Raw genomic sequence first — 18,286 nt, 5'->3', positions numbered from 1 at the left:
TTAAAGTTAAGAACTAACTTTATTTAAAATTACTATTATTATGATAAGCCCATCCATAAGGATCCTGTGCACCATTTTTGACAACACGATTAGAATAATTAGATATAGCTCTATATCTATGTGTTCTTGTTGGAGTATATCCAGCTTTTGAACTAACAGCTTTTATTTTTTCATGATATTGTAGATATTGTGAATCCCCTGTAAATCCTCCTGCATTTCCTTTCCAAGCATTAGATTGATATTCCCAACCACCTTTAGATTTTACCATCGCCTTAGACTGTGATGCAGATGCAATTATTGGTGCTCCAATAGCTCCTACTAAAATAGTTGCAGCTAAAATTTTAGATATTTTTTTCATAAGAAAACCTCCATCAAAACATTTCTATAATTAGTATATTATGTAAACATTACCAACATATATAAATAATTTTTGTAAATATTACCAATATTATGATAATTTATTGTATTATTTAATAAAAAGGAGGGTTTTTATGGATAAAAAACTAAATTTAAAATTATCTGATTATTTTTTTGTTATTTCATGTTCGGTAATTATTTTTATATTTTCGTTAAGCATATCATTTATTAGTCATGAAATAGGAAAGTATAAAGTCAACAACCCCAAATATAATAAACAAATTACATTGCCAAGAGAATCTACAATTCAGTTAAATAATTTATATGAATTGCTAAAAGAAGAAAATATCACCATAAAATTAAGAAAATATAGAGATGATGATATGATTGTAGAAACCTATTTGAATATCAATGATAATTTTTATCTTCAGGATGTTGCTGAAGGTGAAGTTCTTTCTATGAAGGATTTTAGAGATGAAAATAATTTTGCTGTATTCAGCAATACTTTTAATGGAGAAAAAACTTTAGAAATAAAAAATGATGTAGGAGTCATTAATAATGTTAATTTAAAAGAGATTGGAACAGTATATTCTATTGAAGGTAAGATGATTATTTCTAATAATCTCTTTAATCAATTTTTGAAAAGTGAAAACTTAACTAGAGAAGAAGTAATTATTGTATTATCTGGAGAGGAAAAAGAAATAGCAAATTGTATAAACCTTATAAAGAAAGAATTTCTAAATTTAGATGAAGAAATTACAGTAAATGATTATTTTACACATGATACTTCAAGCGAATGGACCTCCCTTATATTTTCTTTAGTATTAATATTTTTAATAACATTTTCTAATACTATTGGAATTTCATATTTCTTGGTAAAAAGTTTAGAAAAAGAGATAATTATAAAAAAGGTTGTTGGAGCAACTAACCTTGGTCTTATTAAAGAATTTTTTGTTTACTTTAATAAGATAACTTTAATCTCTTTAGTTATTGCTCTAACATCACATTTTATAGTGAATTTAATTACTAGAGGATATTTAGGAAATATGAATATATCAATATCTATTATGAATCTATTTGTTTCATTTATATTTATAATAATTTTTTCAATTATATCTATAATACCGTTTTTAATCTATATAATGAAGATTAAACCCGTAGTTATTACTAGGAGGTCTTAGATGTATACGTTAAAGAGAATTAAAAAGATGGGATATTTATTGATATTGATATTATTACAATTATCATTGTCTTTATCAATAATAAATAACAGTAGTAATTTATTATTAGCGAATCAAAGTAAAAAGAAAGGATTAGAATCTTTATTTAATGCTAGTAAGTCATATTTAGTTAGATTAGTTCCAATAGATGGATTTGATAATCAAGATGAAAATTTCGACTATTTTGAATCATTTACAGTAGCTAATGAAAACTATGATGTATTTTTAGACTTGAAAAAAAGCAATTTAATAAAAAATGATTTTATTTATTATCCAAGTATTATGCCTATAAAAGAAATAAATTTAGAAAACATTCCAAAAAAGCATCAAAATTTATCAGAAATTAATCAAATGGAGGCATTATCTAAAATATTAGTATGCGATAATTTTTTAAATAAAAATACTATTAAAGTTTCAAAAGGAAGAACTTTAACAGCAGAAGATACAAAAAAAGATTATAAAAAAGATAATATACCAATATTATTAGGAAGCGACTTTAAAGACATTTATAAAATAGGTGATAAAATACCAGCTGAAAATTGGGCAACTATAGATGAGTTCGATAATATAATGTTTGAAGTAGTCGGAATAATGGAAGATTATGCTATACCTGCTACTAGAAATTATGGAGATGCATTTGCAAGTAGTGTATTACTCGGAAATGCTTTTACTGTTATTCCAACAGTTGATAATTTTCTTTCCTTATCTCATGGTGCAGCAATAGGTGATAGTGGAGTTATATTAGAACTAAATGATAATACAAGTATAAGTTATATAAAAGATTATTTAAACGAAAAATTTAATAAATTAGATTTCAAGGTGGATATATCAGATCTTGGAATGCTTAATAATACAGCATTAAATTTAACTAGAGATTATAAATCTTCACTAATTCTTGGAGTCGTATTATGTTTACTCTCTATGATGGGAACTACATGTATATTATTAGGTATTATTAAACAAAGGCAAAGAGAATTTGCTATAAAACTAACTAATGGTGCTACTATAAATAATATAATAGATGAATTCAAAAAAGAAATTAGAGCTATTTGTATTTTAGCGAGTATTATTTCTATAAGTATTTCTATAGGAAAAGTTCCTTCTTTACTAATAATATCAATAAATATAGGTTTAATATTATTAATTACAATGATAATATCAATTTTGCCTATAAAACATCTAAAAAAACTCAAATTAATAGAATTATTAAAAGAAAACTAGGGAGGTATAATGATTAAATTAATTGATATAAATAAAACTTATAATAAAAATGAGGCAACTAAATTTAAAGCATTAGATTGTTTAAATCTTGAAATAAAAAAAGGTGAATTAGTAGCTATAATGGGAGAGTCTGGTTCAGGAAAAACAACTCTTTTAAATATATTGTCATTGATAGATAATGCATCTAGCGGTAAATATATATTCAAGGATAAAGATATAACTAAAATGTTATATAAAAATATATGTAAATTTAGAAATGAAGAAGTTGGAATAGTATTTCAAAATTTTAATTTATTGAATAACTACACCATAGTTGATAACATTAGTATTCCAATTATGTACTCTACTAATAAAGATAATATGCATAATAAAGTTGCTAAAATGATTAAACAGCTAGGCTTATATGAGCATAAACATAAATTAATTGAAGAGTTATCTGGTGGACAAAAACAAAGAGTTGCTATTGGACGAGCATTAATAAATAATCCAGAATTAATTTTAGCTGATGAGCCTACTGGCGCTTTAGATAAAAAAACAAAAGATGAAATAATGGACCTATTTTTAGAGATAAATAAAGAAGGGAAAACTGTTATTATAATAACTCATGATATTAATGTAGCTAAAAAATGTAATAGAATACTAACGCTAGAAGATGGTGTTTTAATTTCTGATACACAACCTTCAGAGAATTTAGTTTAATATTGTTGATAAAATAAACAACTATAAAGAATTAATAAAAAGGCAAACCTCAAATAAAGGTTTGCCTTTCCCTATGCTTTAGATAAATTTTATTACCTATCTAAACTCTTCTATTCTAATAAGATTATCAATCTTTTTGATTTCTTTAATTTCATATATATCATCAATTGCTGATATGATACTACCTTCAGTTGTATGATGAGTTTCAAGAACTAATGTTACATACTGCCCAGTTCTTTTTTTACCTCTTTGAATTATAGACCTAATACTAACTTCATTATCACCAAATGCTTTAGTTATTGAACCTAAAACTCCTGGCTCATCAATAGTTGTAATTCTAATATAATATCTACATACAGCATCTTTTATATCTTTAATTTCTTTCTTCCAAAGATTATTTTTAACTACCGGAATATCATTCTCATGGTCAACATTACTTCTAAGTATAGAGATAATATCACTCACAACCGCACTTCCTGTAGGTAAGTCTCCAGCCCCTCTACCATAAAACATAAGGTCACCAACTGCGTTACCTCTTATAAATATAGCATTAAATGCATCATAAACATTCGCAAGTGGATGTGTTGCTGGAATCATAGTTGGGTGAACTCTTAAATCAAGCCCTTTATCATCTTCTTTAACTGTTGCAAGAAGCTTTATTTTAAGACCAAGCTCTTTTGCATATTCAATATCTTGTGATGTAATATTAGTAATCCCTTCTCTATAAACATCTTCAACCTCAACTTTTGTTCCAAAAGCAAGAGATGCTAAAATAGCAAGTTTATACTGTGCATCATATCCTTCTATATCTGATGTTGGGTCTGCTTCTGCATATCCCATTTCTTGTGCTTCTTTAAGTGCATCATCAAAATCAACACCTTCAAGTTCCATTTTGCTTAATATATAATTAGTTGTCCCATTAACTATTCCATACATTCTTTCTATCTTATTAGCAGTAAGACTCTCATTTATCCCACTTATTATTGGAATTCCTCCAGCTACACTAGCCTCGTAGTTGAATTTAACTCCATGTTTGTCAGCTTCCTCAAAAAGTTCATCACCCATTTTAGCAAGTAACATTTTATTCGCTGTAACAATATGTTTTCCTTTTTTTATAGCCTCAAGAATATATCCTTTAGCAGGGTCTATTCCCCCCATAAGTTCAACAACAATTTTGATTTCATCATCATTAATAATATCACTGTAACTTGTTGTTAAAAGTTCATCTGGAACTTCAACCCCTCTTGGTTTTGACTTATCTCTTACAAGAATTTTTGTAATCTCAACATCATAACCTGAACGTTTTAATACCTCATCTTTGTTAGACTCGAATATTTTCCATACTCCACGACCAACATTCCCCAATCCTAGTAGTGCAATTTTAATTTTTTTCATATATATAACCCCCTTTTTTTCTAAATACCCCAATATAGAAACTAATCTATAACATTATTATATACTTAGATTCCATATTTTACCACTAAATCACAAAAATAAAATACACTTGTATTTCACACGTGTACTTTCATGCAAAAAAGCGCCTATTTTTTTATAAAATAGACACTTTTTTTAATTTAATTAATTTATATGAATGCACCAATAAACACAATAGCTATTAAAACTGGTGTAATATATTTTGCTGTAAATAATACTATTTTAGCTATTTTCTCATTTTTAATTGCTCCATAATTCGTAAGTTGATCTATAAAGAACTGTCTTTTTATAAAGTAAATTCCAAAGATACACATCAAAATGCAATTAAGCGGTAACATAAATAATTGTACTGCTTTATCATAAAAATCAAAGAATGTATTTCCAAAAATCTTTATATGTGAAAGTGGTGCCTGTGAATGTCCTGATAATGCTGCAAGTGACCCAAAACTTAATATAACCACTGCATTTATAACTTGTGCTTTAACTCTATCAAGTTTTAACTCTTCAACTAACGCTGCTGTTAATACTTCAAATAAAGATATCATAGCCATTGTTGCTGCCATAGCTGTTAATGTAAAGAATGCAACTGTAAGAATTTGCCCACCTGGAATTCCACTAAATATTAAAGGTATTGTTTCAAATAATAATCCAGGCCCACTTGTAGGTTCAAGTCCAAATGAAAATACTGCTGGGAATATAGCAAGCCCTGCAAGTATAGAAACTCCTGTATCAGCAAGTGCAACCTTTGTTGCTGTCCCTACAAGATTATTATCATCAGTATAATAACTACTATATGTAACCATTGTCCCAGTTCCAACACAAAGTTTAAAGAATGCTAGTCCCATAGCTGCAACTACAACCCCTAAATTAATCTTTGAAAAATCAGGCTTTAATAAAAATTCTACACCTTCCATTGCCCCCGGAAGCATAAGACTTCTAATAACACAAAATACTAAAAGACCAATTAAAACTGGCATAAGAGTTTTTGTTATTTTTTCAATTCCCCCCTTAACACCAAAAGCAAGAATTCCACAAGCAACTATAACTGCAACAACTTGCCAACTTATAGCACTTATTGGATTCGAACTAGTTTGAACAAATACATTAGAAACTTCTGCTGCACTCATTCCATTAAATAAGCCACTTATTGCTTTAAATATATAAGAATATACCCACCCTGCAACTGCTGTATAGAAAAATAATATAAATGATGTTGAAATAATTCCTATGAATCCTATCGCCCTAAAAATCTTTTTATTTGTAAATTTTTTTATAGCTCCATATATATTTTTTCTAGTTCCTCTACCAATTGAAAATTCAATTAAAAGTACAGGTAATGCTATTAGCAATAGACATATAAAATAAACAAAAATAAAAGCTGCTCCCCCATTTTCTCCTGTTACATATGGAAATAACCAAATGTTTCCAAGTCCAACAGCCGAACTTAAAGTAGCTAAGAATACTGCAAGACCTGACGAGAATTTTTCTCTACCTTTCTCTTTTTTAACTGACATATATTATCCCCCTAACATGTATGTTTTTTACATTATATACTACTAATTTAATAATTTTCAAGATATTTATCTGATAATATGAAAATTTATCAATCTAATAACGAATAATCTATCAATAAAATTGCAAAAGGGATGTATTTTTAATACATCCCTTAACTTTTAGACTTTCTCAAACTGAATTATATCAACTATATCATCATAAATCTTTAAACTCATTTTAAATTTATCTGTTTTATTTTCTTTAATTACACTCACAAAGAACTCTAAGTTATATATCCCTAAAATCTCTTTACTATCAATTTCTACGAGTTCTATTTCCCCTATTTTATAATCTGTACTCCCGTTATAAAATTCAAACATTTTTTTATCAATATGTTCTCTTGTTAATAATTTTATAATTTCTACTTCTCTTCTGTTATATTGTAGAATTATTAAATCTTTTTCTGATAAATACTCTTCTACAGTTCCCCAATTTTCAACTCGATTATAATAAGGGAGAGCACATTTAAAATAAACAATAATTGGCGATTTAAATAATTCCTCATTTAAACTTATAAGTTTTTTATCTGCATTTAATATTTTTCTAATATAACCCGCTAGTTTACTTCTAATTATAGAATTTCGCACTGCTATACTTTGAACATTCTCATCAGCCTCTATATTTATATGAAAATATAAAACATATCTATCATCAGATATAGCCCACTGACCTAAAATTTCATTTCTATTTGAACTTGTATTTCTAGAATCAAATCTTAAACCTATAACTAACTTATCATTTTCTTCTTTCTCAAGAAATGTATATCTTCTATGATTTACTGGTTGGTCTTGGTTTACAGAACCTTTATAATCACATATAACATTTCTTTTATTATTATCTGCCATTTATCTCTCACCTTTCTTAATTAATTCATATTATTATATGTAATTAAGATTAATGTGTGAGAAATGTTCCCCCTATTTATAATACTAACTAATTTTATTGATTAAATATTTTCTTTGCTATTTCAACCGACTCCTTAGCATCTCTAGCATAATAATCTGCACCTATCATCTGTGCATAATCTTCTGTTAGAACTGCACCGCCTACAAATACAGTAGTCTCAAGTCCAGCTTCTCTTATAGCTTTTATAGTTTCTTCCATACTAACTAGAGTTGTGGTCATCAGTGCACTAAGCCCAACAAGTTTTATATCCTTTTCTCTTGCAACCTCAACAACCTTTTCTATAGGAACATCTTTTCCAAGGTCAATTACATCATATCCATAGTTCTCTAAAATAACCTTAACTATATTTTTTCCTATATCATGAATATCACCTTTTACAGTTGCTAGTATTAGTCTACCTTTCGTAATTTTAGCCGCTCCACTTTTTACTAGGCTTTCTTTTAAAACTTCAAAAGCACCCTTAACTGTTTCCGCTGACCTTATAAGTTGCGGAAGAAATATTTCGCCTTTTTCATATTTTTCACCAACAATATCAAGTGCTGGTATCAAATCTTGGTTAACTATATCTAGCTCTACTTTTCCATGATTTAAAAGCTTTTGTGTTGCCCCCTTTGCCTCATCTTTTAAACCCTTAACTACAATTGTCAAAAGATCTCGTTCTTCATTATTACTAGATACAACCTTTTTAGTTGGTTCATTATTGGTCCCACCATATATATTTATAAAATTCTCAGAATCTTTATCCTCATTACTAAGAACCTTAAATGAATGTACAACATCCATCATCCCCTGAATATTAGGATTCATTATAGGTAAATCAAGACCTGCACCAAATGCTAAAGAAAGGAAAGTTTCATTTATAAGTTTTCTATTTGGAAGACCAAATGATATATTAGAAACTCCAAGAAGAGTTCTTACTCCTAATTTTCCTTTAACTAGTGTTACTGCTTTTAAAGTTTCTTTAACTTCTTTTTGCTGTGCTGATGCAGTTAAAACAAGACAATCTATATAAATATCTTCTTTTTTAATTCCATAACTTAAACATCTTTTAACTATCTTCTCTGCTATTTTAAGTCTATCCTCAGCCTTTGGCGGTATCCCATTTTTATCAAGAGTTAGTCCTATAACTGATGCTCCAAACTTTTTAATTATAGGAAGAATCGCTTCCATAACTTCTTCTTCACCATTTATAGAATTTACAATAGCCTTTCCATTGTAATATCTTAATGCACTCTCTATAACCTCTGGTCTTGTTGAATCTATTTGAAGTGGTACATCAAGAACTGCTTGTATATCTTTTATAACATTTACCATCATTTGTTTCTCATCTATCTTTGGTAGCCCTACATTAATATCAAGAATATCTGCCCCTGCCTCAACCTGCTCTATTGCTTGGTTAAGTATATAGTCCATATCTTCATTGATTAGGGCTTCTTTAAAAAGCTTTTTACCTGTAGGATTAATTCTCTCCCCCACAACTCTAACACCATCTATCTGAATAACTTTTGATGGTGTGCAAAGTGCATTTTGAATTACTCTCTCTCTTTTAGGTATTTCTCTTCCTTTTAAAATCTCTTTTACTTCACTTATAAATTCTGGAGTTGTCCCACAACATCCACCAATTATAGTCGCTCCAAGCTTAAAGAAATGCTCTGCCCCCTTTGCAAACTCTTTAGCAGAAATATTGTAAACAGCCTCACCATTAATAATATCTGGAAGCCCTGCATTGGCCTGAACAATTACAGGTAAATTTGTATGACTTACAATCTCCTTCACAACCGGGAATAACTGTTCTGGTCCAAGAGAACAGTTAACTCCAATAGCATCCGCACCAAGACCTTCTAAAGTTAAAACCATACTTTGAGCTGTACATCCTGTAAAAGTTCTTCCATTCGCTTCAAAACTCATAGATACTATAACTGGCAAACTTGTATTTTCTTTTGCAGCAAGAACCGCCGCCTTTGCTTCATATAAATCAGTCATAGTTTCTATAATAAACAAATCTGCTCCAGCTCTCTCACCTGCAACCATTTGATTCTTAAAGACATCATAAGCCTCATCAAAGCTCAAAGTCCCCATAGGCTCAAGCATTTCACCAATAGGCCCTATATCATGTGCTATATAGACTTTCTTATCACCTCTAGCTCTTTTAGCTATCTCTATAGACTTTGTAACTATATCAGATACACTAAATCCTATTTCATTTAATTTTCTCTCATTTGCACCAAAAGTATTTGTAGTTACTATATCTGCACCAGCATCTATATATTCTTTATGAACCTCAAATATCTTCTCTTCTTGCTCTATATTAAAAATCTCTGGATTCTCTCCAAGCTTCAAACCTTTCTTTTGAAGCATAGTTCCCATAGCCCCATCAAAAATCAAAATTTCAGAAGCTATTCTTTCCTTAATCCCCACACTTAACACCATCCTTTCTAAATTTGCATGTATTATAATTCAAGCAATTTTCACAAGTTCTTTTAAATCTTTTACTCTCCTCATTTTTAACTCCAAGAATTGCTGTAACAGACTTTCTTGGAGTTAAAAGATTTGTATTTGTAAGATTTAAACCTATTACTCGCCTTGCATTTAAAGTATCTAAAAATTCACCTTGAACACTAAGTGGTAAATCTCCATATCCCGGACTATATCTAAAACTAAGACTCTTCCCAAGTTTTTTATACTTTGTATAAATCTCATCTTCAATCTTATCACAAACTGCCTCAACGTAAGTTGTTGCAATAGAATCAAGTATAACTGTTTTAGTCATATCTCTTCTTTGTGATAATCTAATCATTTTTTCAATCTCATTTCCAAGAGTCACTGCCATAAGAATTACCTTATCACAATTTTCAAGACAACTTGCTATGTCATCACCAACTAATTTAAGTCTTGTCCCTTTAATTTCAATAGCATCATCAATTCTTTCAATTTCATATGTTTCAAAAACTTGCTTTGGAATTACTTTTTCTTTAACTTCATTTATACAACTATCAATTAATGAATTTAAATCCGCATCTATATCCTGACCTTTATGCCCAAGATACCTTAACACTTCTAATTTATCTATAAATATACTCTCCATAATAATCACCAACTTATTAAAATAAGACTATCTAAAAGATAGCCTTAAAAATTTAACCGTATATCTCTAAAGAAAATCCTTTATCTAAAGCATCTTTTGCATATTCTTTTGCTCCAAACAAAGATAAATCCTTATAATTTCCACACTGAATATCATTTGCTGCTGGAATTTCTGTAGCTTCTAATACTACCTTTAATGCATTTTCTAAACCTTTTTTTATTTCACTTGGGTCTTTATCTCCCCAAACACTTAAATAAAAACCAGTTCTACATCCCATAGGTGAAATATCTATAATATCTGTAATTTCAGCTCTTAAGTATGTAGCAAGTAAATGCTCTAACCCATGCATCGCTGCTGTTCCAAAACTCTCTTTATTAGGTTGTAAAAATCTTAAATCATACTTACTAACCTTGTCTCCTTTTACCCCATCAAGTGTGCAACACTTTCTAACATACGGTGCTTTTACAATTCTATGATCTAACTCAAAACTTTCTACTTTTTCCATTTTTAAATTCCTCCTAAACTATCTTTCTATTTAAAGATGTAACTATAGAAGTTACACTATCATTTATTTTACTTGCTACATAAGCATTATTCATTGTGTAAAGATGTATTCCATCAGCTCCACTAGATGCTAAATCTATTATCTGCTCTACAGCATAAGCTATACCTGCATCTCTTAAAGCAATCTTGTCATGACCATATCTATCTACAATTTTCATAAACTTATTTGGAAACTTAACACCACACATAGAAATAATTCTATCAATTTGCTTTCCATTTAAAACAGGCATAATCCCTGCCTGAATAGGTACATCAAGACCTAAGTTTTTAGATTTATCTAAAAATCTATAAAAATCATCATTATCAAAAAAGAGTTGTGATATTAAATGCTCTGCCCCTGCATCAACTTTTCTTTTAAGCATATCAATATGCTTATCTAAACTCTCATCTTTATTGTGTCCCTCAGGGTAACAAGCACCAGCTATATTAAAACTTCCAAAATCTTTAACAGTTTTAATTAAATCATCTGAATACCTATAATTCCCTCTCAAAGTTTCTCCCTCTGGTATGTCACCTCGAAGTGCAAGAATATTATTCACATTATTCTTCTTTAGATTTTCAAGAATCTCTCTCACTTCATCTTCACTTGAGTTTATACAAGTTAAATGTGCAAGTGATTCAATTCCATACTTATTTTTTATAAGTCCTGCTATCTCAGCAGTTCTATTATCCTTACTATTTCCACCAGCCCCATAAGTAACGCTAATAAAATCTGGACTAAGACCCTTTAATTCATCTAAAGTTTTATAGATAACATCAATAGATGAACTTGCCTTAGGCGGAAAAACCTCAAAGGAAAAAACTAATTCCTTACTATCAAAAAGTTCTTTTATTCTCATTTAAATTACCCCCAAATGCTTATTGCTAAAACAAAAAAAATAAAAAAATGCCTAAAGGGAGTATCCTTTAGGCACGAAATATCGCACAAATTTTTACCCTTATCTCTCAGAAATCTGCAGGACTTAGCACCCATAGTAAAAATACTATTGGTTGCTGGGCTTCATAGGGCCAGTCCCTCCACCACTCTAGATAAGTTATTCTTTTTTCTAATATTATACATTATTTCCTTTTAATTGTAAATAAATATATTTTAATATCATTTTCAAAAATATTGAATATTATAACTAATAATATAGTTTTCAAAACTAAACATTTTTAACTTGGAGGAATGATGGAATCTAATGATTTAAATAAACAAACTAGAATCTTTACTGCAAAAACAAAAGAAAATCCTACTATAAATGAATCTAAAAAAAGCAATTGTTCAGAATCCCAAGAGCCACAAAACTTAAACTATAATAAAACAAAATTTAAAACACCAATGGGCTCTTCTGGACATCTAGTTGGAGTCTTTCCTGTAATTTTATCTGAATTTGAAACAGACATATATTGCGAACTTAAATACAAATATCCTATCCACTCTATAAAAACAAAGGAAAGTAAAATCATTGTCAAAAAATTTAAGCTTGTCGCAAAAAATAGAAAGCTACTAATTGAAGGTTATGTTGAAAAGAAACTTTTGATATGTTTTGATGTGCAAAGAAAGGAAGAAAATACTCTTATAACTATTCCATTTAAAACAATAGTAGATATTACTTATTCAAATGAACCTAAATATGATACAGAATATAAAAGTAATTCAAAAAATAACTGTTCCTCAGAACATTTTTTTTCACCAGCTGAAAAACTTTTTTGGGTTCATGAATATACTAAACTTAAAGAAGAATTTGAGGAAATAGAATATTCAAATTCTAAAGAATATGTAACAAAACTTATTATAACTCTTGGACTTTCTATCCTTCAAAATCAAAAAGTTTTCATACCAGAACCTTGTGGTGATGCTAATGTAGTAGCTGAGTATGATGCTTGTGGAAACATTAAAACAGCTAATGAAATTGCTCATGTAGAAGTTGGTTTTGATACTAAAAAAGGGCTTGTAGCAAGAATTATTAAACAATAAAATATTATATTAAAATTGTGTCAAAGTAGTTTACCTAACATAGTATATACTATGCAAAGCAAATAAATTAATAACTTAAGATAAAACGGAGGTAAATTTTATTATGAAACTTAATTATTGTAACGAAGACCCTAACTGTTGCTGTACACCAGATCCAATTTATTGTGACTGTGAGCCTAGAAAATATTCAAAATGTGTAACTAAACTAAGCCCTTGTGCTCACCCTGTATTATTTGAAGCTTCTTCTGGTTCAACAACTAATGTTCCTCATTCATTTGATATAACAGGAGCTATCGCTGTAACTGTTAACCCTAAATCACTTGTATGTCTAACACTTGATACAAGTTGTTTAAAAAACCCTGTATCTCAAATAGAATTTTCAGCTCAAGTATTTATTAAATTCGCTGCTGCTCAAACAATGCCAGCAAGAATAGAATTTGAACTTGTTAAATGCGAAAATGGATGCGAAACAGTTTGTGGAACATGGACTTACTCACACTTTAATCAAGCAGCAGTTGCTAATGATGAAGTAACACACAACTTTAGCTTCAAAAAAATAGAAGGTAATGCTTGTCCTGCATGTACAACTTATTCAGTAAGAATAGTAAATGTAGTTCATACACCATTAGAGCTTTTAATATTTGATGTTAAAAATCCAACATTATGCGCTATGGCTAAATCAGGATGCTAATTTAAAGCAAACTCCTGATAATTTATAAGTGAATAAAAACTTAATAAAAAGGGAGGTGCACAGGCAACTCCCTTTTTATTAGTTATATTTATTTATTACCTCATAAAAATCTTCTCTAATTTTTATTCCATCAAGTTCTTTAAGACTTATCTTAACAGTACCACCAACAACCATATTCTTTTTAATCTCTATATCAGTTTCAATTTTCTTTTTTTCGTTAATAGTATCCCAAATAAACACACTCTTACCATTTAAACGGTTAGATATTTTAATCATATTAACTATACTTTGTTTATATCTTTTTTCTTTATTAAGTTCTTTGAGTTTACTCTTAACTCGTCGATAACTTTCATTTACTTCACCAACAATAAGCATTCTATACTTTTCTAAAGCTATACTTCTCTCTTTTGCTCTTGGGAATTTTTCTATCTTCCAATCAACTACTTTTGATATATAAAATTCATACGGTCTATCTAAATCTTTTTCAATTTTCAAAGGATTATACACACCTTTACTATCAACTCTAAATAACCTTCTTGCCTCAACTTCTTCTTCTGTCACATATCTTAAATCAAATTTTTCATCTTTTTCTTTAAATATCTCTTTTACAAACTTATCTAAAACCCATGTTTCACATTTTAATTTTTCTATATCATAAAGATATCTTGCTATTGTTTTCTCATCTATTAAATTTGAAATTTTCTTATTAGTAAGTTTCATATTTTTCAGATTTATTATACAAACCTCTTGGTTATAAACTTTTATAATACCTTTTATAAGTTTTTCTTTTCTTAAAATCGACTTAGCATTTTTAGAAAGAATACAACAAACTTCATCTGTATTTATATTTCCATTAACAACTAATTTATAATCTCTATATATGCAAGCATCCAATTTTAATTTATTAACCTGATTTTGAACTTCACCTTTAATCTTAACTCTCATACCTATATTCAGTTTTTTATCACCAATAGTTATATCTGTTACTTCACCAAATCCAACCTCTGGTCTTTGAAACTCATACTTATCCTTAACTTCTTTTTCCTTAACCCCAATCCTCCTATACTTATATGAATAATCCCATAAAAGCTTACATTCATCATCACTCATAATTTCATTTAAAAGTTCTAAAAGACATATTGGCTCTTTATCTTTTATAATCTTAGTATTTTTTTCACCCAACTTAAATCTTTTATCCCTATCATTTACAAGTGACTCTAGAAGTTCTATTGCTCTGCCTTTTTCTATAAAAGAATTACAATTAACTAAGCTATCATATACAAATTGATCACCACTTAGCTCTATGGCATTTTCCATATTGTGCATATCATCTACAGCAACATAATATCTTGCTAACGCATAACTTAAATCATCAAGATACTCTTTCTTAATAGCCTTTTTAGTTGATTTAACTTTAAGGTCATTAATAACTAAATCATCATTTAACACAACAATTATATTTTCCTTGTTTAAACTTAAAGTCTCTATTTTTTTATTATCATAAAACATTCTCTTTTCATTTACTATAAAGAACTCATCATTGCTTATCTCTATATTTACTTCCTCACTATTATTGACTCTTTGAACCTCACTTATAGCAACTTTATAATAGTCCTTAATATCACTAATGTGATTAAAACTCCCATTATACGAATAACTCGACACTTCCTTTAGAAAACTTCTATCATAATAAAACCCAAGTCCTATAGCACTAAGTGATACTTGTCTTTTTCTTAATCTTTTAACTATATCAAAACAACTTTTTCTCTCAGCTTTTTGGTTATCTAGCTCTGCTATATATCCATCTGTAAATAAAATTATATGTTGCTTTACGCCCTCTATATCCATATCTTCAATTATTTCTTCAGTTCTTTTTAAAGCACTAGAAAGCACAGTATTTTCTCTTGAATAAACTTCTTCATCTATGTTCTTATATATTCTTGTTAACCTATATGAATTATCATCACACTTAATAGCCCTTGCAATAAGAGTAACATCTTTCTCTCCTGAATAAAGAATTATAGAAACATAGTTGTTTTCTTCTTTTTTCAAAACTTTCAAAGTCTCTTTCATGCTTTTTTTAAGCTTATCAATAACATCCCCCATACTCTTTGAAACATCAATTAAAAGTATATGGTGATTTATACAATTTGTTGATTCAGCATTTAACTTTAAAGAATAAAACTTACAATTTTTATTATTACTTTCGAACATCAAATTTTTTTGGCCTAAAAATTCAATATTAGTCCTTCCTACCTTCATCACAATTTCTCCTAAACTATTACTACAAAATTCCTTCATTTTATTTAAATATATGAAGAATAGAACTTTTTAATGTATTTTTTTGATTCTATATTATTTTTTAATATTTTAAAGAATCAAAATTTATAAAAAATAAAAAGATTGCACTCTCATGCAATCTTTTTACCTTATTTTTATAATCCTGATTCTTTAAATTTAGTTTCCATAAAGTGTGTTTGCTTATGAAGCAGTGGCTTTAAGAATCCAAGTAAGAAGAATACTCCTGCAAATATTAATAATGATATAACATCATTTTGCACATAACTCCAAATCGGACCTGCTATTGCCTCTCTAAATCCATCAAGCGCATATTTAAATGGCCATAAGAACTCAAGTTGTCTAAATATTTCTGGGTTTGTTTGAATTGGATATATAGCCCCAGACCCTGCAACTTGGAATACCATGATTACAACACATAATGCTTTTCCCATGCTTCCAAATAATGAAACAAGAGTATAAATTATCATTGTAAATGTGAATGAACATAGCCAAGCTATTCCCATCATAAGCCACATATTATAAGGACTAAAACCTAAAACAAATTTATCTCCAAGAGTTACTATAGTTGTCTGAACAAATGATAATGTTAAGAATAGTAACATCTTTCCAAAATGAACTTGTAAATGATTAGGCTTATCCTCCTCATTGTTTTTTGCTTCTACTGTAAATAATGAAGTAAGTAAAAGTGAACCTACCCATATTGCAAGAACAGTATAGAATGGCATAATTCCAACACCAAATGCAAAACTACCATAAATTTCTTCTTGTTTAACATTTATAGGTGAAGCTAAGAATGAAGAAATTTTCCCTGGATTTTTACTAAGCATATCTATCATTTTATTTAAATCTGCATCATTAACCTGCCCTGCTTTTTCTTGCAGTTCGTCAAGTGTATTTTTAAATCCATTAATCTTTGTCTTTAATTCATTAGCTTTTGAAACTGTCATATCACTTGTTGAAATACCAAAGTTTGCAAGTGATTGAAGTTGTGGAACTAATGATTTACTGCTTTCTAACAATGAATTTGCATTGTTTAAACCTTGTGTAAGATTTGATGATAAATTATTTACAGTTGGAACCACACTTGAATACATGTTACTTGATAGTGCAGTTACACTATTCATAAGATTTGTATTCATAGTTTGAAGTCCTGTAAGCTTAGCATTTACATCTGCTGCTTTAGCTTCCCCTTTTTCATATAAACCTTTTATAGAGCTAAGTTGATTTTGCTCTGCAACAATAAGAGCTTTTACATCATTTAGCTTTTGAATACCAGCTGAAATTATAGGATTTTTAAACTGATTATTTATTCCCTCTAAAAGATTTATATTTTTATCAACTGCTGCTATAAGTTTATTTGTAACACCAATTGCATTATCAATTATAGCTTTTTGACTAGAATTATCACCCGCAGTATCACTTAACTGCTTTAACTGACCTATAAGATTGGATAATTCATTATTAGTATTTGTAATATTGGGAGTATTACTACTTATTGAACTAGCAACTGAATTTACATTATTCTGTGTTGAAGAAATAAGACTTTTACTAGCTTCAACTACTGATTGTAATGAATTTATTTGTCCTGTTATTTGAGGTAAATCATGTTTCATAATATCAAGATAATTAGAAAGCTTTGTTGCACTCTCACTTGAATTATTTATGTTACCCTTTATCTCTGAAATTTTTGTATCAGCTGAATCCATAACACTTTTAAGCTGATTTAAAACTGGCTCACTAGTTTTAAGTTTTTTACCTAAACTATTTCCAAGTGCTATAGTTTGCTCATTAACTGCTTTTACAAAATTATCTGTAATCTGATTAGTTAACTGTTCATTTGCTACCTCTGTAATTTTTGTAGCAATAATATTAGTCTTATCATTAACTTTATATATTATTGTTGGTCTCATAGTATTAGCTGTTGTAAGTGATGCTAAATCTTGTGAAAAATCTTTTGGAATTATAATAAGTGCATAATACTTACCATCCCTAAGTTGTGCATCCCCAGCCTCTACAGTTGTAGGCTTCCAACCTATACTTGTATTGGTTTTAAGCTCATCCATAACTTGATCTCCAACATTCATAATCTTTCCATTAACTATTGTCCCCATATCTTCATTAACAACACCAATAGCTATATTAGCTGTATTCACATATGGATTCCAGTTAGCTTTAAGAGTGATCCAAGCATATAGTGAAGGAATAAAACATATCCCAACTATAACAAGTATCGCCGCTCTATTCGTAAATATCTTTTTTAAATCTTTAGTAAAAATCTTAAATATCTTTTTCAT

15 protein-coding genes and 1 riboswitch are annotated in these 18,286 nt (G+C 28.8%); of the genes, 5 read left to right on the top strand and 10 right to left on the bottom strand.

The genetic code is table 11. The annotated features are described in order from the left end of the window. Positions 1–19: 19 nt before the first annotated feature. Positions 20–358: a hypothetical protein gene (locus Q0V24_RS06155; protein WP_297518987.1), complete on the bottom strand. Its 339-nt coding sequence runs from the start codon at positions 356–358 to the stop codon at positions 20–22. 133 nt (positions 359–491) lie between these two features. Between Q0V24_RS06155 and Q0V24_RS06150 the strand changes: the two genes are divergently transcribed. Genes Q0V24_RS06150 through Q0V24_RS06140 form a run of 3 tightly spaced genes read left to right on the top strand, consistent with a single transcriptional unit; the run spans position 492 to position 3,497 of the window. Then, complete coding sequence (locus Q0V24_RS06150) at positions 492–1,538, top strand: hypothetical protein (RefSeq protein WP_297518988.1); 1,047 nt, start codon at positions 492–494, stop codon at positions 1,536–1,538. After that, on the top strand, positions 1,539–2,798 hold the full coding sequence (locus Q0V24_RS06145) for a hypothetical protein (protein ID WP_297518990.1): 1,260 nt from the start codon (positions 1,539–1,541) through the stop codon (positions 2,796–2,798). 9 nt (positions 2,799–2,807) lie between these two features. Further along, positions 2,808–3,497 (top strand): ABC transporter ATP-binding protein, encoded by a 690-nt coding sequence (locus tag Q0V24_RS06140; protein ID WP_297518992.1) that lies wholly within the window; start codon positions 2,808–2,810, stop codon positions 3,495–3,497. A 96-nt stretch (positions 3,498–3,593) separates the two neighbouring features. Here Q0V24_RS06140 and Q0V24_RS06135 read toward each other — a convergent pair whose 3' ends face one another. The 7 genes from Q0V24_RS06135 to metF form a co-directional block, all read right to left on the bottom strand. Next, entirely contained in the window at positions 3,594–4,892 is a 1,299-nt protein-coding gene (locus Q0V24_RS06135; protein WP_297518994.1) for a homoserine dehydrogenase, read from the bottom strand. A gap of 188 nt (positions 4,893–5,080) precedes the next feature. Further along, a complete protein-coding gene (locus Q0V24_RS06130) occupies positions 5,081–6,445 on the bottom strand; it encodes a sodium-dependent transporter (RefSeq protein WP_297518996.1) in 1,365 nt (454 codons plus the stop codon). A gap of 159 nt (positions 6,446–6,604) precedes the next feature. After that, positions 6,605–7,330: a staygreen family protein gene (locus Q0V24_RS06125; RefSeq protein WP_297518998.1), complete on the bottom strand. Its 726-nt coding sequence runs from the start codon at positions 7,328–7,330 to the stop codon at positions 6,605–6,607. Between the two features lie 94 nt (positions 7,331–7,424). Beyond that, positions 7,425–9,809 (bottom strand): homocysteine S-methyltransferase family protein, encoded by a 2,385-nt coding sequence (locus Q0V24_RS06120; RefSeq protein ID WP_297519000.1) that lies wholly within the window; start codon positions 9,807–9,809, stop codon positions 7,425–7,427. Continuing rightward, complete coding sequence (locus tag Q0V24_RS06115) at positions 9,799–10,476, bottom strand: vitamin B12 dependent-methionine synthase activation domain-containing protein (protein WP_297519002.1); 678 nt, start codon at positions 10,474–10,476, stop codon at positions 9,799–9,801. The genes Q0V24_RS06120 and Q0V24_RS06115 overlap by 11 nt, the downstream gene beginning before the upstream one ends. 52 nt (positions 10,477–10,528) lie before the next feature. Further along, entirely contained in the window at positions 10,529–10,981 is a 453-nt protein-coding gene (locus Q0V24_RS06110) for an S-ribosylhomocysteine lyase (RefSeq protein WP_297519004.1), read from the bottom strand. A gap of 13 nt (positions 10,982–10,994) precedes the next feature. Beyond that, positions 10,995–11,879, bottom strand: a complete 885-nt coding sequence (metF, locus tag Q0V24_RS06105; RefSeq protein ID WP_297519007.1) for a methylenetetrahydrofolate reductase [NAD(P)H] — start codon at positions 11,877–11,879, stop codon at positions 10,995–10,997. A 96-nt stretch (positions 11,880–11,975) separates the two neighbouring features. Then, a riboswitch (SAM riboswitch) is annotated at positions 11,976–12,076 on the bottom strand. A gap of 132 nt (positions 12,077–12,208) precedes the next feature. Here metF and Q0V24_RS06100 point away from each other — a divergent pair. Further along, a complete protein-coding gene (locus Q0V24_RS06100) occupies positions 12,209–13,000 on the top strand; it encodes a hypothetical protein (RefSeq protein ID WP_297519009.1) in 792 nt (263 codons plus the stop codon). A 103-nt stretch (positions 13,001–13,103) separates the two neighbouring features. Further along, on the top strand, positions 13,104–13,691 hold the full coding sequence (locus tag Q0V24_RS06095; RefSeq protein WP_297519011.1) for a DUF4489 domain-containing protein: 588 nt from the start codon (positions 13,104–13,106) through the stop codon (positions 13,689–13,691). Positions 13,692–13,769: 78 nt separating this feature from the next. Here Q0V24_RS06095 and Q0V24_RS06090 read toward each other — a convergent pair whose 3' ends face one another. Both Q0V24_RS06090 and Q0V24_RS06085 read right to left on the bottom strand, forming a co-directional pair. Then, positions 13,770–15,953, bottom strand: a complete 2,184-nt coding sequence (locus tag Q0V24_RS06090) for a vWA domain-containing protein (RefSeq protein ID WP_297519013.1) — start codon at positions 15,951–15,953, stop codon at positions 13,770–13,772. Positions 15,954–16,126: 173 nt separating this feature from the next. Then, positions 16,127–18,286, bottom strand: a complete 2,160-nt coding sequence (locus Q0V24_RS06085) for a YhgE/Pip domain-containing protein (RefSeq protein WP_297519015.1) — start codon at positions 18,284–18,286, stop codon at positions 16,127–16,129.

This window comes from uncultured Clostridium sp. (genome assembly GCF_947039605.1).
Lineage (GTDB): Bacteria > Bacillota > Clostridia > Clostridiales > Clostridiaceae > Sarcina.
The sequence above is the reverse complement of the archived record's forward strand: the minus strand, read 5'-3'. Positions and strand labels throughout refer to the sequence as shown.

Bases quoted from the DNA above. Each gene is read 5' to 3' on its own strand.
- Q0V24_RS06095 (WP_297519011.1), top strand. From the start codon at position 13,104: ATGAAACTTAATTATTGTAACGAAGACCCTAACTGTTGCTGTACACCA.
- Q0V24_RS06115 (WP_297519002.1), bottom strand. From the start codon at position 10,476: ATGGAGAGTATATTTATAGATAAATTAGAAGTGTTAAGGTATCTTGGG.
- Q0V24_RS06085 (WP_297519015.1), bottom strand. From the start codon at position 18,286: ATGAAAAAGATATTTAAGATTTTTACTAAAGATTTAAAAAAGATATTT.
- Q0V24_RS06150 (WP_297518988.1), top strand. From the start codon at position 492: ATGGATAAAAAACTAAATTTAAAATTATCTGATTATTTTTTTGTTATT.
- Q0V24_RS06110 (WP_297519004.1), bottom strand. From the start codon at position 10,981: ATGGAAAAAGTAGAAAGTTTTGAGTTAGATCATAGAATTGTAAAAGCA.
- Q0V24_RS06100 (WP_297519009.1), top strand. From the start codon at position 12,209: ATGATGGAATCTAATGATTTAAATAAACAAACTAGAATCTTTACTGCA.
- Q0V24_RS06140 (WP_297518992.1), top strand. From the start codon at position 2,808: ATGATTAAATTAATTGATATAAATAAAACTTATAATAAAAATGAGGCA.
- metF (WP_297519007.1), bottom strand. From the start codon at position 11,879: ATGAGAATAAAAGAACTTTTTGATAGTAAGGAATTAGTTTTTTCCTTT.
- Q0V24_RS06155 (WP_297518987.1), bottom strand. From the start codon at position 358: ATGAAAAAAATATCTAAAATTTTAGCTGCAACTATTTTAGTAGGAGCT.
- Q0V24_RS06125 (WP_297518998.1), bottom strand. From the start codon at position 7,330: ATGGCAGATAATAATAAAAGAAATGTTATATGTGATTATAAAGGTTCT.
- Q0V24_RS06090 (WP_297519013.1), bottom strand. From the start codon at position 15,953: ATGAAGGTAGGAAGGACTAATATTGAATTTTTAGGCCAAAAAAATTTG.
- Q0V24_RS06130 (WP_297518996.1), bottom strand. From the start codon at position 6,445: ATGTCAGTTAAAAAAGAGAAAGGTAGAGAAAAATTCTCGTCAGGTCTT.
- Q0V24_RS06145 (WP_297518990.1), top strand. From the start codon at position 1,539: ATGTATACGTTAAAGAGAATTAAAAAGATGGGATATTTATTGATATTG.
- Q0V24_RS06135 (WP_297518994.1), bottom strand. From the start codon at position 4,892: ATGAAAAAAATTAAAATTGCACTACTAGGATTGGGGAATGTTGGTCGT.